This is a genomic window from Streptomyces sp. NRRL S-244, assembly GCF_000717915.1.
In the GTDB taxonomy this organism is placed as follows: domain Bacteria; phylum Actinomycetota; class Actinomycetes; order Streptomycetales; family Streptomycetaceae; genus Streptomyces.
This window is the reverse complement of record NZ_JOCX01000022.1, coordinates 41073-63533: the sequence shown is the minus strand read 5'-3', so window position 1 is coordinate 63533 and position 22461 is coordinate 41073. Positions and strand designations below refer to the sequence as shown.

Below are 22461 nucleotides of genomic sequence, written 5' to 3'. Positions count from 1 at the left end.
TACAAGACCAGTAGGAGATGCAATTCCCATGACAGACGCACTCAAGCGCCTCTCCGACGAGGGCGTGGCGATCTGGCTGGACGACCTGTCCCGCAAGCGCATCACGTCCGGCAACCTGGCCGAGCTCATCGACCAGTCGCACGTGGTCGGTGTCACCACCAACCCGTCGATCTTCCAGAAGGCGATCAGCAGCGGTGACGGCTACGAGCAGCAGCTCGCCGACCTCGCCGCCCGCAAGGTCACCGTCGACGAGGCCATCCGCATGATCACGACGGCGGACGTCCGCGACGCCGCCGACATCCTGCGCCCGGTCTACGACCGCACCGACGGCCAGGACGGCCGGGTCTCCATCGAGGTCGACCCGCGGCTGGCCCACAACACCACGGCGACGATCGCCGAGGCCAAGCAGCTCGCCTGGCTGGTGGACCGCCCGAACACGCTGATCAAGATCCCGGCGACCAAGGCCGGCCTGCCGGCGATCACCGAGGTCATCGGCAAGGGCATCAGCGTCAACGTCACGCTGATCTTCTCGCTGGAGCGCTACCGCGAGGTCATGGACGCGTACCTGGCGGGTCTGGAGAAGGCCAAGGCCGCGGGCCTGGACCTCTCCCTGATCCACTCGGTCGCCTCCTTCTTCGTGTCCCGCGTGGACAGCGAGATCGACAAGCGCCTGGACGCCGTCGGCACCGACGAGGCGAAGGCCCTGAAGGGCAAGGCGGCCCTCGCCAACGCCCGTCTGGCCTACGAGGCCTACGAAGAGCTGTTCGCCTCCGACCGGTGGAACGCCCTGGAGCGCGTCGGCGCCAACAAGCAGCGTGCGCTGTGGGCCTCGACGGGCGTCAAGGACCCGGCGTACAAGGACACCCTGTACGTGGTCGACCTGGTCGCCCCGAACACGGTGAACACCATGCCGGAGGCCACCCTGGAGGCCACGGCCGACCACGGTGAGATCACGGGTGACACCGTGCGCGCCACGTACGACCAGTCCCGCGCCGAGCTCGACGCGGTCGCGAAGCTGGGCATCTCGTACGACGATGTGGTGCAGCTGCTCGAAGACGAGGGCGTCGAGAAGTTCGAGGCGTCCTGGAACGACCTGCTGAAGTCCACCGAGGCGGAGCTCGAGCGCCTTGCCCCCACGGAGGCCTGAACACTTTGTCTGTGAACGGAGCGAACCCGCTTCGTGACGCACAGGACCGGCGGCTCCCGCGCATCGCGGGGCCGTCCGGCCTGGTCATTTTCGGCGTTACGGGTGACCTGTCGCGCAAGAAGCTGATGCCCGCCATCTACGACCTGGCGAACCGGGGGCTGCTGCCGCCGGGCTTCTCGCTGATCGGCTTCGCCCGCCGTGAATGGGAGCACGAGGACTTCGCCCAGGAGGTGTACGAGGCCGTCAAGCAGCACTCGCGCACCCCCTTCCGGGAGGAGGTCTGGCAGCAGCTGGTGCAGGGCTGCCGCTTCGTGCAGGGCGATTTCGACGACGACGCGGCGTTCGAGACCCTGAAGTCCACGATCGACGACCTGGACAAGGCGCAGGGCACGGGCGGCAACTTCGCCTTCTACCTGTCCGTGCCGCCGAAGTTCTTCCCCAAGGTGGTCCAGCAGCTCAAGAACCACGGGCTGGCCCAGAAGGAGGGCTCCTGGCGGCGTGCCGTCATCGAGAAGCCCTTCGGGCACGACCTGAAGAGCGCCGAGGAGCTCAACAAGGTCGTCCACGAGGTCTTCCCGCGGGACGAGGTCTTCCGGATCGACCACTACCTCGGCAAGGAGACCGTCCAGAACATCCTGGCGCTCCGCTTCGCCAACACGATGTTCGAGCCGATCTGGAACCGGTCGTACGTCGACCACGTGCAGATCACCATGGCCGAGGACATCGGCATCGGCGGCCGGGCCGGGTACTACGACGGCATCGGCGCGGCCCGCGACGTCATCCAGAACCACCTGCTGCAGCTGCTCGCGCTGACCGCGATGGAGGAGCCCGGCTCCTTCCACCCCAAGGCGCTGGTGGCGGAGAAGCTCAAGGTCCTCACGGCCGTCGAGCTCCCCGAGGACCTGGGCAAGCACACCGTGCGCGGCCAGTACTCGGCGGCGTGGCAGGGCGGCGAGAAGGTCGTCGGGTACCTCGAAGAGGACGGCATCGACCCCAAGTCGAAGACCGACACCTACGCGGCCATCCGCCTGGAGATCAACAACCGCCGCTGGGCGGGCGTCCCGTTCTACCTGCGGACCGGCAAGCGCCTGGGCCGCCGGGTGACCGAGATCGCGGTCGTCTTCAAGCGGGCCCCGTACCTGCCGTTCGAGTCGGGCGCGACCGAGGAGCTGGGGCAGAACGCCCTGGTCATCCGGGTCCAGCCGGACGAGGGCGTGACGGTGCGCTTCGGCTCCAAGGTTCCGGGCACCTCCATGGAGGTCCGGGACGTGACGATGGACTTCGCGTACGGCGAGTCCTTCACGGAGTCGAGCCCCGAGGCGTACGAGCGGCTGATCCTCGACGTCCTGCTGGGTGACGCGAACCTCTTCCCGCGCCACCAGGAGGTCGAGCTGTCCTGGAACATCCTCGACCCGATCGAGGAGTACTGGGACAAGCACGGCAAGCCCGCGCAGTACCCGGCGGGAACCTGGGGCCCGGTCGAGGCGGACGAGATGCTCGCACGAGACGGACGGAGCTGGCGCCGGCCATGAAGATCGACCTCACGGAGACCACCTCCAGCAAGATCAACGCCGCGTTGGTGCAGGCGCGCCGGGACATCGGCACGCCGGCCATCGGCATGGTCCTCACGCTGGTGATCGTGACCGACGAAGAGAACGCGTACGACGCGCTCAAGTCGGCGAACGACGCGTCCCACGAACACCCTTCGCGGATCGTCGTCGTCATCAAGCGGGTCAGCCGCTCGCCGCGCAGCCGCCGCGACGCCCGTCTCGACGCGGAAGTCCGCGTCGGGGCGGACGCCGGCACCGGTGAGACGGTGGTGCTCCGCCTTCACGGTGAACTGGTCGACCACGCCCAGTCCGTGGTTCTCCCGCTCCTCCTGCCGGACGCGCCCGTCGTGGTCTGGTGGCCGGACGGTGCCCCGTCGGACCTGGCGGGCGATCCGCTGGGTGCGCTCGGGCAGCGCCGGATCTCGGACACGTACGCCTGCGAGAACCCGGAGCAGGGGCTCGGGCAGCGGGCCGCGGCCTACGCCCCGGGTGACACGGACCTGTCCTGGACCCGGATCACGCCGTGGCGCTCGATGCTGGCCGCCGCGCTGGACCAGCAGTCCGTCAAGGTCGCTTCGGTGGTCGTCGAGGGCGAGGACGAGAACCCGAGCTGCGAGCTGCTGGCCATGTGGCTGGCGGACCGCCTCCAGGTGCCCGTCCGGCGTACGACCTCGGCCGGTCCTGGCCTGACCTCGGTCCGGCTGGAGACCAAGGACGGGGACATCGTCCTGGACCGGGCGGACGGCTCTCTGGCGACGCTGTGCATGCCGGGGCAGCCCGACCGTGCGGTGGCGCTCAAGCGCCGGGACACGGCCGAGCTCCTGGCGGAGGAGCTGCGTCGGCTGGACCCGGACAACACGTACGAGGCGGCGCTGAAGTTCGGCGTGGCCAAGCTGGCCGCGGCGGCGCCTGCGGTCGCCGCTCCGGGCAAGGCTGAGGCCGCACCGGCTGAGGCCGCACCGGGCGAGGCCGCACCGGGCGAGGCCGCACCGGCCAAGGCCGGGGCCCCGGCCGCGAAGCCCGCGGCGAAGCCCGCGAAGAAGGCCTCGGCCAAGTAGGCAGTACCCGGTGCGCGGGGCGGGGTCCCTCCCCGCCCCGCGCACCGGAACCCGCACCCACGATCGACAAGGCGGCAGCAATGGGTATGACGACTCCCCAGGTCGTCGTCCACCGGGACAAGGAGCTGATGGCCCAGGCCGCGGCGGCCCGGCTCATCACCAAGATCGTCGACGCGCAGGCCGCCCGCGGCAGCGCCTCCGTCGTCCTCACCGGCGGCCGCAACGGCAACGGCCTCCTCGCCGCGCTGGCCGCGGCCCCGGCCCGGGACGCCGTCGACTGGTCGCGGATCGACCTCTGGTGGGGCGACGAGCGCTACGTCCCCGCCGACGACCCCGAGCGCAACCACACCCAGGCCCGTGAGGCCCTCCTGGACTCCGTCCCGGTCGACCCGGCGCGCGTGCACGCGATGCCCGCCTCCGACGGCCCGTACGGGGCGGACGTGGACGCCGCGGCCGCCGCCTACGCGGCCGAGCTGGCGAAGGCCGCCGGGCCCGAGGACCACGGGCCGGTCCCCACCTTCGACGTCCTGATGCTGGGCGTCGGCCCGGACACCCACATCGCCTCGCTCTTCCCCGAGCACCCCGCCTCCCGCGAGACCGACCGCACGGTCGTCGGCGTGCACGGCGCGCCCAAACCGCCGCCCACCCGGATCTCCCTGACCCTCCCGGCCATCCGGGCGGCCCGCGAGGTCTGGCTGCTGGCGGCGGGCGAGGACAAGGCCGGGGCGGTGGCCATCGCCCTCGGCGGTGCGGGCGCCGTCCAGGCCCCCGCCGCGCAGGCGTACGGCCGCTCCCGCACCCTGTGGCTGCTGGACCGCGCGGCCGCGGCGAAGCTCCCGGCGGGCCTGTACCCGCCGGCCGCCTCCTGACCCGGCCCCGTACGCGAACGGCCGAAGGGCCCGCCCCCGGAACCGGGAGCGGGCCCTTCCGCACATCCGGAGCCGTCCGGCTCAGCCGCGGCCGCGCAGCTCCCGGTAGGTGGCCACGAGGGCCTTCGACGAGGCGTCCAGCCCCGGCACCTCGGCGCCGTCCGTCAGCGCCGGCTCGACCCGCTTGGCGAGGACCTTGCCGAGCTCCACGCCCCACTGGTCGAAGGAGTCGATGTTCCACACCGCGCCCTGGACGAACACCTTGTGCTCGTACAGGGCGATCAGCTGGCCCAGCACCGCCGGGGTGAGGTCCTGCGCCAGGATCGTCGTGGTCGGGTGGTTCCCGTTGAAGGTCTTGTGCGGGACCAGGGGCTCCGCCACGCCCTCGGCGCGGACCTCCTCCGCCGTCTTGCCGAAGGCCAGCGCCTGCGTCTGCGCGAAGAAGTTCGCCATCAGCAGGTCGTGCTGGCCCGCGAGGGTCGGCGGCAGTTCGCCGACCGGCCGGGCGAAGCCGATGAAGTCCGCCGGGATCACCTTCGTGCCCTGGTGGATCAACTGGTAGTACGCGTGCTGCCCGTTGGTGCCGGGCGTGCCCCACACCACCGGACCGGTCTGCCAGTCCACCGGATTGCCGTCCCGGTCCACGGACTTGCCGTTGGACTCCATGTCCAGCTGCTGGAGGTAGGCGGTGAAGCGGGAGAGGTAGTGGCTGTACGGCAGGACCGCGTGCGACTGCGCGTCGAAGAACGCCCCGTACCAGATCCCCAACAGGCCCATCAGGAGCGGTACGTTCTGCTCCGGCGGGGCCGTGCGGAAGTGCTCGTCCACCGTCCGGAAGCCGCCCAGCATCTCCCGGAAGGCGTCCGGCCCGATCGCGATCATCAGCGAGAGCCCGATCGCGGAGTCGAAGGAGTAGCGCCCGCCGACCCAGTCCCAGAACCCGAACATGTTGGCCGGATCGATGCCGAACGCGGTGACCTTCTCCTCGTTGGTCGACAGCGCCACGAAGTGCCGTGCCACGGCCGCCGTGTCACCGCCGAGACCCGCCAGCAGCCACTCCCGCGCCGACTCGGCGTTGGTGATGGTCTCGATGGTGGTGAAGGTCTTGGAGGCGATGATGAACAGCGTCTCGGTCGGGTCCAGGTCCCGTACGGCCTCGTGCAGGTCGGCGCCGTCCACGTTGGACACGAACCGCACGGTCAGCGCCCGGTCGGTGAACGCGCGCAGCGCCTCGTACGCCATCGCCGGGCCCAGGTCGGAGCCGCCGATGCCGATGTTGACCACGTTCTTGATGCGCTTGCCGGTGAAGCCGGTCCACTCCCCCGACCTGACCTGGCCGGAGAAGGCCGCCATCTTGTCGAGGACGGCGTGCACCTGGGGGACGACGTTCTCGCCGTCCACCTCGACCACCGCGTCCTTCGGCGCACGCAGAGCGGTGTGCAGGACCGCCCGGTCCTCGGTCGTGTTGATCTTCTCCCCGCGGAACATCGCCTCGCGCAGCTCGGCCACGCCCGTCGCGGCCGCCAGTTCGCGCAGCAGGTCCAGCGTCTGGTCGGTCACCAGGTGCTTCGAGTAGTCGACGTACAGGTCCCCGACCCGCAGCGTGTAGCCCGTTCCCCGGTTCGCATCCGCCGCGAACAGCTCGCGCAGGTGCGTCTGCCCCAGCTCTTCGCGGTGCTTGCCGAGTGCCAGCCACTCGGGCGTCCGGTTAAGCCTGGTACGGCTGTCTGCGTTCATCTCGGACATCAACCCGTTTCTTCCGTCCTGTCGTGCCCCGCCGATCACCAACTTAAGGGATCAAAGGGGGGTGTGCCGGACAGCGCCTTCGGCGCGGGGTACGCAAAGGGGCCCGGCCCGCTGGAGAAGACTCCTGCGGGCCGGGCCCGGTGTCACACCGTCACTCTTGCGTTCGTCAGATCTCGCCGCGGAGCTTGGCGAGCGCCTCGGCGAGGATCGCCTCGCCGTCGGCGTCCGACCGCCGCTCCCGTACGTACGCCAGGTGCGTCTTGTAGGGCTCGGTGCGCGGCGGCGCGGGCGGATTGTCCCGGTCCTGGCCGGCCGGGAACCCGCAGCGCGGGCAGTCCCAGGTGTCCGGCACCTGCGCGTCGCTGGCGAAGCTCGGCTGCGTCTCGTGCCCGTTCGAGCACCAGAAGGAGATGCGCAGGCGGGGCGCGGACTCGCCGCGCTCGGCCTCACCCATCGGCCCCGCTCCGACCCGACTGCCACGGATCGCGTTGCCACTTGCCACGGTCGTAACTCCCTGCGTGATGGTGCCGCGAAGCGTGAGTGGATTCCGCTGCGGGCGCCCCAGTCTACGTAAGGCCCAACGCACGTCCATCACATGGAGTTACTCACTCCAGGCCGTGGACGCCGTCCTCATGATAGGCGGGGTGGAGCCGACCGGTCCGGTGGAATGGCCAGAACCGTCGGCTTCGCTACTTCAGCAGAATCCCGAGCGCCATGATGCAGGCGAACCAGAGCAGACCCACCACGACGGTGATGCGGTCCAGGTTGCGCTCCGCGACCGAGGAGCCGCCGACGGACGACTGCATGCCGCCGCCGAACATGTCGGAAAGGCCGCCGCCCTTGCCCTTGTGCATCAGCACGAGCAGCATCAGCAGGGCGCTGAAGACGATCAGGGCGATCGAGAACCCCATAATCACGGCTGATTCCTACTTTCTGGCTTTCTGGCTTTCCGGCTCTGCTTTGACGTGCGCGGGGGCCAGTGGCTGGTGGTTCAGCCTCCTGGCCCCCGCAAGGGTACGACGGATCCGTCCTACCGCATACTCACTGCGACGATCACGCAGGTCACTGGTCGCGGAAGCGGACGATCTTCACGAATTCCTCCGCGTCCAGCGCCGCGCCGCCGATCAGGGCGCCGTCGACGTCGGGCTGGGCCATGATCGCCGCGATGTTGCCGGACTTCACGGAGCCGCCGTACTGGATGCGGACCTTGTCGGCCAGCTCCTGGGAGTACAGCTCGGCGAGGCGGGTGCGGATCGCCCCGCAGACCTCCTGCGCGTCCTCGGGGGTGGCGACCTCGCCGGTCCCGATCGCCCAGACGGGCTCGTACGCGATCACGATGGACTCGACCTGCTCGGCCGGGATGTCCTTGAGGCCGCCGTCGACCTGCGCCAGCGTGTACGGGACCTGCTGGCCCGCCTTGCGGACGTCCAGGCCCTCGCCGACGCACAGGATCGGGGTGATCCCGTGCTGGTAGGCGGCCTTGACCTTGGCGTTGCAGAGCTCGTCGCCCTCGCCGTGGTACTGGCGGCGCTCGCTGTGGCCGACGGCCACGTACGTGCACTTCAGCTTCGCGAGCATCGAGCCGGAGATCTCGCCGGTGTAGGCACCGGAGTCGTGCGCCGAGATGTCCTGGGCGCCGTACTTGATCTTCAGCTTGTCGCCGTCGACCAGGGTCTGGACCGAGCGCAGGTCGACGAAGGGCGGCAGGACCGCGACCTCGACGGCGTCGTAGTCCTTGTCGGCGAGCGCGAAGGCGAGCTTCTGGACGTGGGCGATGGCCTCGAGGTGGTTGAGGTTCATCTTCCAGTTGCCCGCCATCAGCGGGGTACGCGTGGTCATACGGGTTCAGACCTCCAGTGCGGCGAGGCCGGGGAGCGTCTTGCCCTCGAGGTATTCGAGGGAGGCGCCGCCACCGGTCGAGATGTGACCGAAAGCGTTCTCGTCGAAGCCGAGCGTGCGCACGGCCGCGGCGGAGTCGCCACCGCCGACCACGGTGAACGCGCTGCTGTCGACGAGGGCCTGCGCGATGGCGCGGGTGCCTCCGGCGTAGTCGGGGTGCTCGAAGACGCCCACGGGACCGTTCCAGAAGACGGTCTCCGCGTCGGCGATCTTCGACGCGTACAGCTCACGGGTCTTGGGACCGATGTCCAGACCCTCCTTGTCGGCGGGGATCTTGTCCGCGTCGACGGTGATGAAGTCGGCCGGGGTCTTGCCCTTGAGGTCGGGGAAGTCCGCCGAGGCCAGGATGTCGACGGGGAGGACCAGCTCGACGCCCAGCTTCTCGGCGCGTGCCATGTACTCCTTGACGACGTCCACCTGGTCCTTCTGGAGCAGGGAGATGCCGACCTCGTGGCCCTTGGCGTAGAGGAAGGTGTACGCCATGCCGCCGCCGATGAGGATGCGGTCGGCCTTGCCGAGCAGCTGGTCGATGACGACCAGCTTGTCGGAGACCTTGGCGCCGCCGAGGACGACCACGTACGGGCGCTTGACCTCGGCGGTCAGCTTCTTCAGGACGCCGACCTCGGTGGCGATCAGGTAGCCGGCCGCGTGCGGGAGGCGCGCCGGCAGGTCGAAGACCGAGGCGTGCTTGCGGTGGACGGCGCCGAAGCCGTCGCCGACGTAGACGTCGGCGAGCTCGGCGAGCTGGTCCGCGAAGGCGCCGCGCTCGGCGTCGTCCTTCGAGGTCTCACCGGCGTTGAAGCGCAGGTTCTCGATGACCGCGACCTGGCCGTCGGCGAGGGCCGCGACGGTCTCCTTGGCGGAATCACCGACGGTGTCGGTGGCGAACGCGACGTCCGCACCGAGCAGTTCACCGAGTCGCTTGGCGGCCGGAGCGAGCGAGAAGGCCGGCTCCGGGGCGCCCTTGGGGCGGCCCAGGTGCGAGGCGACGATCACGCGGGCGCCGGCTTCGGCGAGCTTCGCGATGGTCGGCTGCACGGCGCGGATGCGGCCGTCGTCGGTGATCTTGTCGCCCTCGAGCGGCACGTTGAGGTCGGCGCGGACGAAGACCCGCTTGCCGGACACGCCGTCGGCGAGCAGTTCGTCGATCGTCTTCATGTGTTTCTACTCCTTATCCCCATACACGGGTTCTGCCGGTGCGGGGCCGATCGGTGGAGGCAGACGACAGGGCCCGTGCAGCGCTCCATCGCGCTGACCGGACCCTGTCCTCACATCTTGTTCCCTGGCCCTGCTACCTGAGACTTAGAGCTGACCGCCGACGAAGACGGTCAGGTCGACGAGGCGGTTGGAGTAGCCCCACTCGTTGTCGTACCAGCCGACGACCTTGACCTGCGTACCGTCCTGAACCATGGTCAGGGAGGAGTCGAAGGTGCAGGAAGCCGGCCAGTTCACGATGTCGGAGGAGACGATCGCGTCCTCGGTGTAGTCGAGGATGCCCTTGAGCTGGCCCTCGGCGGCCTTCTGGAAGGCGGCGTTGATCTCTTCCTTGGTGGTCTCGCGGGAGAGCTCCAGGACGAGGTCGGTGACCGAGCCGGTCGGGACCGGGACGCGCATGGCGATGCCGTCCAGCTTGCCCTTGAGCTGCGGGAGGACCAGAGCGGTGGCCTTGGCGGCACCCGTCGAGGTCGGGATGATGTTCTCGGCGGCGGCGCGGGCGCGGCGCAGGTCCGAGTGCGGGAAGTCCAGGATGCGCTGGTCGTTCGTGTACGCGTGGACCGTGGTCATCATGCCCTTGACGATGCCGAAGTTCTCGTCGAGAACCTTGGCCATCGGCGCCACGCAGTTGGTGGTGCAGGAGGCGTTGGAGATGACGTGGTGGTTGGCCGCGTCGTACTTGTCCTGGTTGACGCCCATCACGATGGTGATGTCCTCGTCCTTGGCCGGAGCCGAGATGAGGACCTTCTTCGCGCCCGCGGCGATGTGCTTGGCGGCATCGGCCTTCTTCGTGAAGATGCCGGTCGACTCGATGACGATGTCGGCACCGAGCTCGCCCCAGGGCAGGTTCGCGGGGTCGCGCTCGGCAAACGTCTTGAAGGTGTTGCCGCCGACGGTGATGGTGTCGTCGGTGTGGGAGACCTCGGCCTTGAGGCGGCCCAGAATGGTGTCGTACTTGAGAAGGTGCACCAGGGTCGCGTTGTCAGTCAGGTCGTTGACACCGACGATCTCGATGTCCGCTCCCTGCTCAAGGAGCGCCCGGAAGTAGTTGCGGCCAATGCGGCCAAAACCGTTGATGCCTACGCGGATCGTCACGAACCGATCTCCTCGTTGGTGCGCCGGCCTGTCCCGCCGGCGAGCTGTATGGGATGTCCCCGACCGCTTACGACCCTACCTCTCCGTGAGCTTTTGAGTGACATCGGCCGGGACCTGACACTCCCCATGCCACATGGGAGAGAGCCGCCGGGGCCCGTACCGTGCGCTCGGCACGGGACCCCGGGGACCTTGGCCCCCGTCACTCAGGGTGAGCGACGGGGGCTCGAATGATCAGCGGTGCAGCGACCTGAGCGCCTTACCGACGAGTACGGCTCGGTCCGCCGCCGCCGGCAGGTGTTCGAGACCGAAGCCGAGGAGCACCGTGTTACGCGTAGTGACCGAGGCGTACGACTTGAACAGCTCGCCGGACCGGGCCCAATCGCCCGCGACGACGGGACTTCCGGCAGGTGCGCCCTGGGCGGTCCAGGCACCCAGAGAGGTCTCGAACCCCTCCACGGCCTGGTCGGCTCCGCCGACGGAGACGCGCGCGTCGTCCGCGAAGAGGCCGCGGCCGCCGGCGCCGCCGTCCGAGACGTACGAGAGGGAGACCTCGACGGTCTTGCCCGCGTACGCGCTCAGGTCGAAGGCGACTTGCTTCCACCCGTCGGAGGATCCGGTGAAGCTGTTCCACGAGCCGCTGGTGCCGGCGGCGGTGCAGCCGGCGCTGTCCAGGGTGAGGTAGTGCTTCAGGAACGGGTGGCCGTTGACGTAGAACCCGGCCTCGCACTCCGCCGGGACGGCCGTGCCGGTCAGGCCGCCCGCCTCGGGCAGCGTGGTCCAGTCCTCGGCGCCGGTGGTGTGGGCCTCCAGGATCGCGTGGTCGTAGCCCTTCTCGGTGTTCCAGTTGAGCGCCATCTTGAGCTGCGGCTTGTCGGCGGCGGTGACCTTGGTCAGGTCGACCGTGCGGGTCAGCCGCTTCCACTCGTCGTCCTCGTGGGTGGCCGCGGCCATCCCCGCCCCGGAGTAGGGGGCGTACGGGTTCACGACCCCGGCGTACTGGCCCGCCTGCGCGCTCTTGAACTGCGGGAACTGCGCCGCGGGCAGGGAGTCGGAGGTGACCGCGTAGGAGCCGGGGGCGTTGAACGGGTTGCCCGCCGCGTCGCCCAGGCCGCCCTTGGCGCCGGAGAGGGCACCCGTACCGGTGAAGCCCTTCGCGCCGCCGGCACTCGTACGGCTGTAGGCGCCGAGGTAGTACTGGCTGAAGTCGTCCGTCACGGCGCGGCCGACCTGGGCGTTGCCGCCCGCGAGCTCGCCGGCCTCGATCAGCTTGCCGCCCTCGTTGAGGAAGTCCCGCACGGCGAGCTGGGTGTCGCCGCCGGGGGTCTTGGCGCCGGTGTAGTGGACGGCCGTACGGAAGTGGGAGAGCACGCCGAGGTGGTGCGGGGCGCCCTGCGCGGCCACGTCCCAGACCGCGGCGGACTTCCCGTTGGCGCGCAGGGCGTCGACGTACTCCTGCGCGTGCTGGGCCTTGGCCCCCTCCTCGGCGATCACCAGCACGTCGGCGCGCGGCCGCTCGGCCACCGTGTACGTGAAGTGCTCGCTGGAGACCTGCCGGCCGGAGCCGTCGCGGCCGGTGAACCAGACCTCGACCTTGTCACCCGGCTTGGCGCCGTCGACCTTGGCCCGGTACTCGTCGAACCAGTTGTTGTCGTCGCCGCCGTAGACGTCGCCGCCCTTCCAGGCCCGCAGTCCGTCGTCGTGCGTACGGCCGCCGTTGATGCGGAACTTGAGCTGCTTGTCCTTCAGCGCCTTGCGGGCGGTGACGGCGACCGTCTGGTCCTCGCCCTTGGCCACGTAGGAGGTGGTGAAGGGGTCGAGGGTGAAGTCCGCGGCGCTCAGGCCGACGGAGGACTTCGGCTGGTCCGGGTGGGCGGCGCTCTCGCCGACGGCGAGGGCGAAGGGGACGTTCTTCGCGAACTCCGCCTGGATGAGCTTCTCGTCGTCCGGGAAGTTGAAGCCGGACCGGCAGTCCTCGGGCTTCCACCGGTCGTTCGGGTCGCTCGCGGAGGCCGTCTGGCAGGTGGTCATCTCCGGCGTGAACATCATGACGCCGTTGACGTTGGCGGCGTGGCCGTCGGCCTCGCCGTTGGTGGTGTAGAGCTCGGAGGAGACCTGCGGGTAGTAGCCCGGGATCGCGGAGTTCTCCGGAGTGCCGGCGAGCGCCTTGTAGGCGACGTCGTCCGGGGTCGGGGTGGCCACCTGCCAGCCCACGCCGTAGAGCAGCAGCTCGGCGGCGGAGTGGTAGTTGATGGCGTACTTGAAGCCGATGCGCTTCTCGAACTTGTCGAGGGCGACGGTCTCCGGCTCGGAGGAGGGCTTGGTGCCGCGGTAGGTCTCGCTCGACTGGTTCGGCGAGGAACCCTCGTTGTCGTAGCCCCACTTGTAGGCGAAGTTCCGGTTGAGGTCGACGCCGTCGCCGGTGGTGATCTTGCCGTCGCCGTTGTTGTCGCGCAGGTTCTTGCGCCACAGCCGGTCGCCGTCCGGGGAGTGCGTGTAGTCGTACCCGTCCGGGTTGGCGGACAGCAGGAACCACAGCTCGGTGGAGTCCACCAGCCTGGTGATCCGCTGGTCCTTGCCGTAGTTGTCGAGGGTGTGGTGCATCAGCCGCCGGGTCATCTCGGGGGTGATCCACTCACGGGCGTGCTGGTTGGACATGTAGAGCACGGACGGCTTGCCGCCGTCCTTGGTGGTGCGGGCGTTCTTGGTGACCTTCAGGGCCAGGATGTCCTTGCCCTGGACGGTCTTTCCGATGGAGACCACCTTGGCGAGGCCGGGGTTGGCCTGGGCCGTCTTGAGGATCTCCTCCTGGAGCCCGCCCTTGCCGCCGTACGGGCGGAAGACCCCGTCGCCGACGGCCTCGGAACGGGCCGCGTTCGCCGGGACCTGGTGCTCGGCGAGCTTGATGCCGAGGCCGGCGAGCTCCTTGGCCTGGCCGCCGGTGAGGAACAGCTCGACCCTGGCGGTCCCGCTCTCCGGGGCGCGTTCGGTGAGCTCGTGGGCGTCCTGGCCCGCGGCGAGGAGCAGCGGCACCTGCTCCTTGGTGACGTCCGCGTCGTAGACCCGGACCTCGTCGGCGCCGGGTGAGGCGTCTGCCGCGGGCCGGGCGTGGGCCGCCGGAAGGGCGGCCAGTGTGGTTCCCAAGACGAGTGCGCTTGCGGCGAGGATCGATCTCGCGCGGTGCCTCATGTGCCCCCCTGGGCGTCGTCTGCCACGAAAGCGTTCGGACGACAGGCTCACGATCAAGCGATGCCCATGTCAATGGGGCGTGTCTCAAAGGGGCCCGCACGTGTGACGTGCGGGCCCCTTTGAGACGTACGGCGCGAGGCGTACGGAGTACGAGGCGACGGCCGGGCGTACCGGCAGGCGTCTCGGCGCGGCGCGGCTAGCCCGCCATGTTGTCGGCCAGGTCCTCGCTCAGGTTCGACTCGGTGCCCGGGATGCCCAGGTCCTGCGCCCGCTTGTCGGCCATCGCCAGCAGGCGGCGGATCCGGCCCGCGACCGCGTCCTTCGTCAGCGGCGGGTCGGCGAGCGCGCCCAGTTCCTCCAGGGAGGCCTGCTTGTGCTCCATGCGCAGCCGGCCGGCCGCCGCGAGGTGCTCGGGGACCTCCTCGCCGAGGATCTCCAGCGCACGCTGGACCCGGGCCCCGGCGGCCACCGCGGCCCGCGCCGAGCGGCGCAGGTTGGCGTCGTCGAAGTTGGCGAGGCGGTTGGCGGTGGCGCGCACCTCGCGCCGCATCCGCCGCTCCTCCCAGGCCAGCACCGACTCGTGCGCGCCGAGCCGGGTCAGCAGGGCGCCGATCGCGTCGCCGTCGCGGACGACGACCCGGTCGACCCCGCGCACCTCGCGCGCCTTGGCGGCGATGGAGAGCCGGCGGGCGGCGCCCACCAGGGCCAGGGCCGCCTCCGGACCGGGGCAGGTCACCTCCAGGGAGGAGGACCGGCCCGGCTCGGTGAGGGAGCCGTGGGCCAGGAAGGCACCGCGCCAGGCCGCCTCCGCGTCACAGGTGGCCCCGGAGACCACCTGCGGCGGAAGGCCCCGGATGGGGCGGCCGCGGCCGTCCACGAGACCCGTCTGGCGCGCCAGCTGGTCACCGCCGGCCACGACCCGGACGACGTACCGGCTGCCGCGGCGCAGTCCGCCGGGGGCCATCACGACCAGGTCCGAGGAATGGCCGAAGATCTCCAGGATGTCCTTGCGCAGGCGCCGGGCAGCGATCCCGGTGTCCAGCTCCGCCTCGATGACGATCCGCCCGCTCACCAGGTGCAGCCCGCCCGCGAACCGAAGAATCGCCGAGACCTCCGCCTTCCTGCAGCAGGTCCGGGTGACGGGGAGCCGGGAGATCTCATCCTTCACCGCTGGCGTCATCGCCATGGGCCGATCCTTCCATGCATCCGAAAAATACGGTCGTACGCGGCGGCGAGCAGCTCCGGGTCGTGCTTCGGAGAGCCGTCTTCCCTGGCCACCGGCGCCAGCTCGACCGCGGCACCGAACCGTTTTGCGGCATCGGCGAGGGACTCGCGGTCGGGCACGGCGGCCTCGTCGGCCAGCACCACGTCCAGGGCGAGTTTAGGGGCGTGTCGGGCCAAAACCTCCAAATGACGCTGCGGAGAGAAGCCCTCTGTTTCACCGGGCTGCGGCGCGAGGTTCAGCGAGAGGACCCTGCGGGCCTTGGTCTCGATCAGCGCGTCGAGCAGTTCCGGCACCAGCAGGTGCGGGATCACGGACGAGAACCAGGACCCCGGACCGAGCACCACCCAGTCCGCGTCCAGGACCGCCGCGACCGCCTCCGGCACGGCCGGCGGATCCCCGGGCACGACCTGTACGGAGAGCACCTCACCGGGGGTCGTGGCCACCGTGGCCTGCCCCCGGACGGTGTCGACCTCGCCCGGGCGGGCCGGATCGTGGCCGCGGACCAGCGCCTGCAGCTCCAGCGGCACCGCCGACATCGGCAGCACCCGGCCCTGTGCCCCCAGCAGCTTCCCGACCAGGTCGAGGGCCTGGACGGGGTCGCCGAGCTGTTCCCACAGGGCGACGATCAGCAGGTTGCCGACCGCGTGCTCGTGCAGGGCGCCGGCCGACTGGAAGCGGTGCTGGATGACGCGGGCCCAGGTCTGGCCCCAGTCGTCGTCGCCGCACAGCGCGGCCAGCGCCTTGCGCAGGTCCCCGGGCGGCAGCACGCCGAGCTCCTCCCGGAGCCGGCCGCTGGAACCGCCGTCGTCGGCGACGGTGACGACGGCGGTGAGTTCACCGGTGATCCGGCGCAGCGCTGCCAGGGAGGCCGACAGGCCCATGCCGCCGCCGAGGGCGACGACCTTGGGCGCGACCACCTTGGGGGCTGCGCCGCGGCGCAGCCCGGTGCGGTCCGCGCCGTCCTCGCCCCGCCCCGAGGTGAGGCGGCGCAGGCGGCGCAGCCGCAGCGTACGTCCGGTCACTCGCGCCCCATGTCCCGGTGGACTACGACGGTCTCGACTCCCTCGGAGGCGAGGCGGGCAGCGAGCTTCTCGGACATGGCCACGCTGCGGTGCTTGCCGCCGGTGCAGCCGACCGCGATGGTCACGTACCGCTTGCCCTCCCGGCGGTAGCCGGTGGCGATGAGCTGGAGCAGCTCGGTGTAGCGGTCGAGGAACTCCTTGGCGCCGGGCTGGCTGAACACGTAGCCCGACACCTCCGGGTTGAGGCCGGTGAAGGGCCGCAGCTCGGGCACCCAGTGCGGGTTCGGGATGAAGCGGCAGTCGACGACGAGGTCGGCGTCGACGGGGAGGCCGTACTTGTAGCCGAAGGACATGACGGTCGCCCGCAGCTCGGGCTCCTCGTCGCCCGCGAACTGGGCGTCCATCTTCGCGCGCAGCTCGTGCACGTTCAGGCTGGAGGTGTCGATGACCAGGTCGGCGTCGCCGCGCAGCTCGCGCAGCAGGTCGCGCTCGGCGGCGATGCCGTCGGTGATGCGGCCGTCGCCCTGGAGGGGGTGCGGGCGGCGGACCGACTCGAAGCGGCGGACCAGCGCGTCGTCGGAGGACTCCAGGAAGACGATGCGCCGGGTGACGCCCTTGCTGTCGAGGTCGGAGAGCGACTCGCGCAGGGCGTCGAAGAACTGGCGGCCGCGGACGTCGACGACGACGGCGATGCGCGCCACGTTGCCCTGCGAGCGGGCGCCGAGCTCCACCATGGTGGGGATCAGTGCGGGCGGGAGGTTGTCGACGACGAACCAGCCGAGGTCCTCCAGACACTTGGCCGCCGTACTGCGGCCGGCCCCGGACATGCCGGAGATGATCACCAGCTCGGGGATGGCCGCCTCGGCGGTATCTCCGGGCTCCACTGTCGTGCCCGTACTCACCTGTGCTCCGTCTCGGTCGTGCTCGGTCGTGTCATCGGTCATGTCGTCGGTCGTCTGGTCGGCCGTCCGGCCGTTCGTCTGGTCGGTCTCGCGCTCGGTCATTGCTCGGTCCCCCGTTCGGACGATGTCCCCCAGCTGCCGCTGGGAGGTGCCCCCACCCGCGGGGGCGGGGTCTCATCCTCAATGATCTCTCCTGTCGCCGTGTTGACGGCAGGACCGGCGGGAACCGACCGCGCGAGCGCCGCGGCCACGGTCTCGGCCGTCTTGCGTCCTATGCCCGGGACCTCGCAGATCTGGTCGATTGTCGCCTGTCTCAGCTTTTTCACCGAACCGAAGTGCTTGACCAGGGCCTGCCTGCGGCTTTCGCCGAGACCGGGCACCTCGTCGAGCGGGCCCGCCTTGAGCCGTTTCCCGCGCTTGTTCCGCTGGTACTGGATCGCGAACCGGTGGGCTTCGTCACGCACGCGCTGGAGCAGGTAGAGCCCCTCGCTGGTGCGGGGCAGCACGACCGGGTCGTCCTCGCCGGGCAGCCAGACCTCCTCCAGCCGCTTCGCCAGCCCGCAGACGGCCACGTCGTCGATGCCGAGCTCGTCCAGGGCCCGCTTGGCGGCGGCCACCTGCGGCTGCCCGCCGTCTACCACGACGAGCTGCGGCGGGTACGCGAAGCGCTTCGGGCGCCCGTCGTCCTCGGCGAGGGAGTTCTCCAGGGGGCTCTCCGGGGGGCTCTCCAGGGGGTTCTCCCCCTCCTCCCCGTCCTCCGGGGACCACTCGCCGGTCTTCAGCTTCTCCTGGAGGTAGCGGCGGAAGCGCCGCGAGACCACCTCGTGCATGGACCGGACGTCGTCCTGGCCCTCGAACGACTTGATCTGGAAGCGCCGGTACTCGCTCTTGCGCGCCAGCCCGTCCTCGAAGACGACCATCGAGGCCACCACGTCGTCGCCCTGGAGGTGCGAGATGTCGAAGCACTCGATGCGCAGCGGCGCACTGTCCAGCTCAAGGGCCTCGGCGATCTCCTCCAGGGCCCGGGATCGGGTGGTGAGGTCGCTGGCACGCTTGGTCTTGTGCAGGGCCAGGGACTGCTGCGCGTTGCGGTGGACGGTCTCCATCAGGGCCTTCTTGTCCCCGCGCTGCGGGATGCGCAGGCTGACCAGGGAGCCGCGCCGCCCGGCGAGCCACTCGGCGAGGGCGGGGGCGTCCTCGGGCAGGGCCGGAACCAGTACCTCCTTGGGGACGGCCTCGCCGCTCTCCTCCCCGTAGAGCTGCTGGAGGGCGTGCTCGACGAGTCCGGCGGTGTCCACGGCCTCGACCTTGTCGGTGACCCAGCCGCGCTGCCCGCGCACGCGCCCGCCGCGTACGTGGAAGATCTGCACGGCCGCTTCGAGCTCGTCCTCGGCCACGGCGATCAGGTCGGCGTCCGTGGCATCGGCGAGGACCACGGCGTTCTTCTCCATGGCCCGGCGCAGCGCTCCTATGTCGTCGCGCAGCCGGGCGGCCTTCTCGTACTCCATCTCCTCGGCGGCCTCGTGCATCTGCCGCTCCAGCCGGGACAGGTACGTACCGGTCCGGCCGGCCATGAAATCGCAGAAGTCCTCGGCGAGTTCGCGGTGCTCCTCGGGGGTGACCCGGCCGACGCAGGGCGCGGAGCACTTGCCGATGTAGCCGAGCAGACAGGGCCGCCCGATCTGCGCGGACCGCTTGAACACCCCGGCGGAGCAGGTCCGCACGGGGAACACCCGCAGCATGAGGTCGACGGTCTCGCGAATCGCCCAGGCGTGCCCATAGGGCCCGAAGTACCGCACGCCCTTCTTCTTGGGCCCCCGCATGACCTGGACCCGCGGATAATCCTCGTTCATCGTCACCGCGAGGGAGGGATAGCTCTTGTCGTCCCGGTACTTGACGTTGAACCGGGGGTCGTACTCCTTGATCCAGGAGTATTCGAGCTGGAGCGCCTCGACCTCGGTGGAGACGACGGTCCACTCGACGGAGGCGGCGGTGGTCACCATCGTCGCGGTACGCGGATGCAGTCCGGCGAGGTCCTGGAAGTAGCTGGCCAGCCGCTGGCGCAGGCTCTTGGCCTTCCCGACGTAGATCACCCGGCGGTGCTCGTCGCGGAATCGGTAGACCCCCGGGGAGTCGGGAATCTGCCCCGGCGCGGGACGGTAGCTGGAAGGGTCGGCCATGCCAACCACCCTACTTCCGCCCACCGACAACCCCCGTACACCGGGCCCGCCCCAGCCCCGCCGGCGCCCGGGGGCAGGGGTCCGGGCGGCGCCCGGAGAAGGCGGGAAGGGCGGAAGGGGCGGGGATCGGCATCGCGGCCCGCAGGGCCCGGCGTCCGGGGGGACGGCCGGACCCTGCGGGGGTCCCAGGGGTCAGGCCCGCGCGGCGGTGCGCCGGCGCAGCCGCAGCACGGCCACGCATCCGGCCGCGCCCAGCGCGAGCGCTCCTGCGGCCCCGGCGGCCACCGGCGTACCCGCATCGGCATCGGCGGCTCCCGCCGCGTACCCGCCGGCCTCGCCGCCCTTCGCGTACGCCGACCCCGGCAGTTTGTCCCCGTACGCCCGCGTCACCCTCGACCGGTACGCGGCGAGGCTGGTGCCTCCCGCGCCGACGGCGCGCTCGGCGTCCTCGTCCAGCGGCAGCACCCTGCCCCCCTGGGCCACGTACCACGCGTCGATCTGCGGTTCCCGGAACACCGTGCCGCCCGGCAGTTTCGCGGCGCCGAGCTGCGCGTAGCGGAACTCGTCGTCGCCGGTGGCGATGTTCACGACCTGCCATCCCGCCTCGGTCCGTGCGGTCCACAGCGTGGCCTGCTGCCCGTCCGAGGAGACCGCTCTGCTGGCGAGGAACTCCAGCCGGGCCACGCTCGCCCCGGCCTTGCCCGCGACGAAGTCCGGGGACAGGTGGCTGACGGGTATCGCCTCGCCCTCGATCCGCGGCCGGGCCGCGTCCGGCGCGACCTTGCCCTCCCGGGCGAAGAAGCGGGACAGCGTGGCCAGGGTGTCGGGGGCGGCGGCCGCCTGCGCCGCCGCGGCCTTCGTCTCCGCGGTGACGGACCGGGGCTGCGGCACGGGCGCCGCCGCGGCCTGTGGGGCCGCCACGCCGACGAGGACGACGGCGGTCGCGGCGAGGACCGCGGCGGAAACACGCTTGGACATGGCGCTCACGCCCCGATCCGGTAGAGCGAGTGGGTCCAGGAGAAGGTGCTGTTGTCCACGTACCAGGCGTGCGAGGCCCAGTTGTAGCGGTCGCTGGACGGCCACGGATCGCCCCAGTAGACCCAGCTGTTGGCGGTGTCGTAGCCGTAGATGACGTGCATGTGGCCGCCGCCGTTGGACCACTGGATCCGGGTCTCGACCGGCCGGTTGGCGTCGATCTCGCTCTGCACGGTGGTGTAGCGGAGCCAGCCGGTCACGTACGAGCCGGAGTTGATGCCGGCCCAGTTCAGGGCGGTCTGGACGTTGCCGAGGGTGGCCTGGTTGTTGGGGCAGTCGTAGCCCTGCTGGCGGTTGAAGGCGGCGTTGCAGAACTGGTTCTGCGTGTAGTTCCGGCCGAACCAGGTCGCGATGGTGTTGCCGCTCGCGGCCCAGCACCAGTTGGTCTTCTGTTGGGCCTGCATCGTGATGTCCAGGCGCTTGTACGCGAGGGCGGACTCGGTGCCGGCATCGCTCGTGGGGGCAGCGGTGGCGGCGGCGGCGGTGGGCAGGGTGAAGAGCACGGCGGTGAGGACGGCGGCCAGGGAAAGCCGCCGCCGGATTCGGTTGCGCATCGCGTTCCTCCCGTGTGGGGATCTCCCCGGTGGGGCCGGGGAGGGTGGGGGTTGGAGGAGCGCGTCCGGACGCTTCCGAGGAGCATCAGGGTGTTGTCGCGATCAGGTCAACAGGCTTCAATACGCCGTGACATTGCAGTGTGAACGGCGAGACCGCAGTGTGAACGACTGCCGTCCTTTCACCTGGACCCCGGGTGTCACCGGCGAGCTCTCCCGCCCCACCGCGCGTGAATGTTCACAGGAGGAGCCGTCATGCGGTCGACCGGGGAGAATGCTGGGACGAGCGCGGGGGTGAGCGCAGGAACGAGCGCGGGGGCGAGCGCGGGGGCGAGTGCGCAGGAGCTGGGGCACCTGCTGCGGGCCGGCCCCTTCCACCTCGCCCTGCGCGCCGCGCTCAGCGCCCGCGGCCTCCCCCTGCACCGCGTCCAGCACCGGCTCGCGGCCCGCGGCATCAAGCTCGGCGTGACCAGCCTCAGCTACTGGCAGCAGGGCGCCCGGCGGCCGCGGCGCCCCGAGTCCCTGAAGGCCGTACGGGCCCTGGAGCAGATCCTGGAACTGCCCGAGGGGACGTTGCTGCGGCTGCTGGCCGCCCCCGAGGGCGCCGGGCCCGAGGCGGTCCGCCCGCCGGCCCGCTCGTACCGGGCCCTGGTCAGCGTCGGCGCGGCCGTGGAGGGGCTGCTGGCCGGTATGGAGCTGCCCGCCGACGGCGGCCTGCACACGGTCGGCCACCACGAGCGGGTGCGGATCGGGGCGGGCGGCGAGCTGCTGGGCCGCGAGTCGCAGCACGTCGTACGGGCCCACCGCGACGGGGTCGACCGGTACCTCGCCGTCCACCACGGGGATCCCGGCTGCGATCCGGCCAGGGTCCGCGTACGGGCGGACGAGAACTGCCGGACCGGACGCGTCCGCTGGCACCCGCAGGCCGAGGTGCTGGTCGCCGAGCTGCTCTTCGACGCCCGGCTGCGCGCCGGGGACACGTACGTCTTCGGCTACGGCTTCGAGGACGGGACCGGCGGCCGCTGCACCGAGTACGTGCGCGGGTTCAGCTACAGCGGCGGGCAGTACGTGCTCCAGGTCCGCTTCGACGAGGCGGCGCTGCCGGTGCGCTGCCGGCGGTTCAGCCGCTCCGGACCGGGGGCGCCGCGCAGCGCACTGGCGGACCTGACGCCGAGCGGGCGCCACCGTGCCGTGCACCTGGTGGAGCCGGAGGTGCGGCGCGGGCTGCTGGGCATCGCCTGGGACTGGGCGTAGGCCCGGGGGGCCGGCGGATAAGCCGGCGGATCAGCCGGCGGATCAGCCCGCGATGAGCTTGCCGCCCTCGGCCTTGACCGGGACGGCGGGCAGCGGGTCGGTGGCCGGGCCGCGCAGCACCTTGCCGGTCGTCACGTCGAAGCGGCTGCCGTGGCAGGGGCAGTTGCCCTCGCCGTCGTCGATCTTGTCCAGGACGCAGCCCGCGTGCGTGCACTGGGCGCTGAACGCCTTGTACTGGCCCTCCGCCGGGCAGCTGACGACCAGCTTCTTCTCCCGGAACAGCTTCGACCCGCCGACCGGGACCTCGGACGCGGCGCCGAGTTCCACCGGGGCGGCCGGGACCGCCGGGGAGCCGGAGCCGCTGTTGCCCTCGGTGGAGCAGGCCGCGAGCGCCGCCCCGCCGCCGACGGCCCCGACGATCGCGGCGGCGCCCTTGAGGACGGTACGGCGGGCGGCGGGCTGCGACGCGGACATGCGGTTCTCCTGGCCTGGGGGGTGATGCCGGTGGTTCTGGCGGTGCTGATGGC

At 70.9% G+C, this 22461-nt stretch carries 19 protein-coding genes; 5 read left to right on the top strand and 14 right to left on the bottom strand.

Features of this window, described 5'->3' with window-relative positions; genetic code table 11:
- The first annotated feature begins 28 nt into the window (after positions 1 to 28).
- The 4 genes from tal to pgl all read left to right on the top strand — a co-directional run bounded on the left by tal (position 29) and on the right by pgl (position 4624).
- Positions 29 to 1147: a transaldolase gene (gene tal, locus IF02_RS0124440; RefSeq protein ID WP_030160361.1), complete on the top strand. Its 1119-nt coding sequence runs from the start codon at positions 29 to 31 to the stop codon at positions 1145 to 1147.
- Between the two features lie 5 nt (positions 1148 to 1152).
- Complete coding sequence (gene zwf, locus IF02_RS0124435; protein WP_328925079.1) at positions 1153 to 2679, top strand: glucose-6-phosphate dehydrogenase; 1527 nt, start codon at positions 1153 to 1155, stop codon at positions 2677 to 2679.
- Positions 2676 to 3755, top strand: coding sequence for a glucose-6-phosphate dehydrogenase assembly protein OpcA (gene opcA / locus IF02_RS0124430; RefSeq protein WP_030160357.1), 1080 nt, complete (start codon positions 2676 to 2678; stop codon positions 3753 to 3755). The genes zwf and opcA overlap by 4 nt, the downstream gene beginning before the upstream one ends.
- 86 nt (positions 3756 to 3841) lie before the next feature.
- Positions 3842 to 4624, top strand: coding sequence for a 6-phosphogluconolactonase (gene pgl, locus IF02_RS0124425; protein WP_030160355.1), 783 nt, complete (start codon positions 3842 to 3844; stop codon positions 4622 to 4624).
- Between the two features lie 81 nt (positions 4625 to 4705).
- Here the strand turns inward: pgl and pgi are convergent, their stop codons facing one another.
- The 13 genes from pgi to IF02_RS0124360 form a co-directional block, all read right to left on the bottom strand.
- The gene (gene pgi / locus IF02_RS0124420; RefSeq protein WP_030160354.1) at positions 4706 to 6361 is read right to left on the bottom strand and encodes a glucose-6-phosphate isomerase; all 1656 of its coding nucleotides are present in this window, start codon (positions 6359 to 6361) and stop codon (positions 4706 to 4708) included.
- Positions 6362 to 6536: 175 nt separating this feature from the next.
- Complete coding sequence (locus tag IF02_RS0124415) at positions 6537 to 6872, bottom strand: RNA polymerase-binding protein RbpA (protein WP_010352468.1); 336 nt, start codon at positions 6870 to 6872, stop codon at positions 6537 to 6539.
- A gap of 187 nt (positions 6873 to 7059) precedes the next feature.
- Positions 7060 to 7287, bottom strand: coding sequence for a preprotein translocase subunit SecG (gene secG, locus IF02_RS0124410; RefSeq protein ID WP_078622294.1), 228 nt, complete (start codon positions 7285 to 7287; stop codon positions 7060 to 7062).
- A 145-nt stretch (positions 7288 to 7432) separates the two neighbouring features.
- The gene (gene tpiA, locus IF02_RS0124405; RefSeq protein WP_030160347.1) at positions 7433 to 8209 is read right to left on the bottom strand and encodes a triose-phosphate isomerase; all 777 of its coding nucleotides are present in this window, start codon (positions 8207 to 8209) and stop codon (positions 7433 to 7435) included.
- A 6-nt stretch (positions 8210 to 8215) separates the two neighbouring features.
- Positions 8216 to 9427, bottom strand: coding sequence for a phosphoglycerate kinase (locus tag IF02_RS0124400; RefSeq protein ID WP_030160345.1), 1212 nt, complete (start codon positions 9425 to 9427; stop codon positions 8216 to 8218).
- A gap of 144 nt (positions 9428 to 9571) precedes the next feature.
- A complete protein-coding gene (gene gap / locus IF02_RS0124395) occupies positions 9572 to 10579 on the bottom strand; it encodes a type I glyceraldehyde-3-phosphate dehydrogenase (RefSeq protein WP_030160344.1) in 1008 nt (335 codons plus the stop codon).
- A gap of 231 nt (positions 10580 to 10810) precedes the next feature.
- The gene (locus IF02_RS0124390) at positions 10811 to 13765 is read right to left on the bottom strand and encodes a M14 family metallopeptidase (RefSeq protein WP_030160343.1); all 2955 of its coding nucleotides are present in this window, start codon (positions 13763 to 13765) and stop codon (positions 10811 to 10813) included.
- A gap of 196 nt (positions 13766 to 13961) precedes the next feature.
- Complete coding sequence (whiA, locus tag IF02_RS0124385) at positions 13962 to 14951, bottom strand: DNA-binding protein WhiA (protein WP_030160342.1); 990 nt, start codon at positions 14949 to 14951, stop codon at positions 13962 to 13964.
- Positions 14942 to 16012 carry a gluconeogenesis factor YvcK family protein gene (locus IF02_RS0124380; protein WP_030160341.1) on the bottom strand — a complete coding sequence of 357 codons (1071 nt, stop codon included), beginning with the start codon at positions 16010 to 16012 and terminating at the stop codon, positions 14942 to 14944. Before IF02_RS0124380 ends, whiA begins: the two co-directional genes overlap by 10 nt.
- Positions 16009 to 16956: an RNase adapter RapZ gene (gene rapZ / locus IF02_RS0124375; protein WP_030160340.1), complete on the bottom strand. Its 948-nt coding sequence runs from the start codon at positions 16954 to 16956 to the stop codon at positions 16009 to 16011. Before rapZ ends, IF02_RS0124380 begins: the two co-directional genes overlap by 4 nt.
- 56 nt (positions 16957 to 17012) lie before the next feature.
- The gene (gene uvrC, locus IF02_RS0124370; RefSeq protein WP_030160338.1) at positions 17013 to 19094 is read right to left on the bottom strand and encodes an excinuclease ABC subunit UvrC; all 2082 of its coding nucleotides are present in this window, start codon (positions 19092 to 19094) and stop codon (positions 17013 to 17015) included.
- Between the two features lie 192 nt (positions 19095 to 19286).
- On the bottom strand, positions 19287 to 20072 hold the full coding sequence (locus IF02_RS34500; protein ID WP_420708202.1) for a hypothetical protein: 786 nt from the start codon (positions 20070 to 20072) through the stop codon (positions 19287 to 19289).
- A gap of 5 nt (positions 20073 to 20077) precedes the next feature.
- Entirely contained in the window at positions 20078 to 20683 is a 606-nt protein-coding gene (locus IF02_RS0124360) for a papain-like cysteine protease family protein (RefSeq protein ID WP_030160334.1), read from the bottom strand.
- A gap of 291 nt (positions 20684 to 20974) precedes the next feature.
- On the opposite strand from IF02_RS0124360, the gene IF02_RS0124355 reads away from it, so the two are divergent.
- On the top strand, positions 20975 to 21934 hold the full coding sequence (locus tag IF02_RS0124355) for a hypothetical protein (RefSeq protein ID WP_051696503.1): 960 nt from the start codon (positions 20975 to 20977) through the stop codon (positions 21932 to 21934).
- Positions 21935 to 21976: 42 nt separating this feature from the next.
- Here IF02_RS0124355 and IF02_RS0124350 read toward each other — a convergent pair whose 3' ends face one another.
- Positions 21977 to 22408, bottom strand: a complete 432-nt coding sequence (locus tag IF02_RS0124350; RefSeq protein ID WP_030160330.1) for a Rieske (2Fe-2S) protein — start codon at positions 22406 to 22408, stop codon at positions 21977 to 21979.
- Positions 22409 to 22461 lie beyond the last annotated feature (53 nt).

Coding starts and splice junctions, on each gene's coding strand:
- IF02_RS0124400 (WP_030160345.1), bottom strand. CDS start 9,427: ATGAAGACGATCGACGAACTGCTCGCCGACGGCGTGTCCGGCAAGCGG.
- IF02_RS0124390 (WP_030160343.1), bottom strand. CDS start 13,765: ATGAGGCACCGCGCGAGATCGATCCTCGCCGCAAGCGCACTCGTCTTG.
- rapZ (WP_030160340.1), bottom strand. CDS start 16,956: ATGACCGATGACACGACCGAGCACGACCGAGACGGAGCACAGGTGAGT.
- IF02_RS0124350 (WP_030160330.1), bottom strand. CDS start 22,408: ATGTCCGCGTCGCAGCCCGCCGCCCGCCGTACCGTCCTCAAGGGCGCC.
- IF02_RS0124360 (WP_030160334.1), bottom strand. CDS start 20,683: ATGCGCAACCGAATCCGGCGGCGGCTTTCCCTGGCCGCCGTCCTCACC.
- tpiA (WP_030160347.1), bottom strand. CDS start 8,209: ATGACCACGCGTACCCCGCTGATGGCGGGCAACTGGAAGATGAACCTC.
- pgi (WP_030160354.1), bottom strand. CDS start 6,361: ATGAACGCAGACAGCCGTACCAGGCTTAACCGGACGCCCGAGTGGCTG.
- whiA (WP_030160342.1), bottom strand. CDS start 14,951: ATGGCGATGACGCCAGCGGTGAAGGATGAGATCTCCCGGCTCCCCGTC.
- pgl (WP_030160355.1), top strand. CDS start 3,842: ATGACGACTCCCCAGGTCGTCGTCCACCGGGACAAGGAGCTGATGGCC.
- IF02_RS34500 (WP_420708202.1), bottom strand. CDS start 20,072: ATGTCCAAGCGTGTTTCCGCCGCGGTCCTCGCCGCGACCGCCGTCGTC.
- tal (WP_030160361.1), top strand. CDS start 29: ATGACAGACGCACTCAAGCGCCTCTCCGACGAGGGCGTGGCGATCTGG.
- opcA (WP_030160357.1), top strand. CDS start 2,676: ATGAAGATCGACCTCACGGAGACCACCTCCAGCAAGATCAACGCCGCG.
- uvrC (WP_030160338.1), bottom strand. CDS start 19,094: ATGGCCGACCCTTCCAGCTACCGTCCCGCGCCGGGGCAGATTCCCGAC.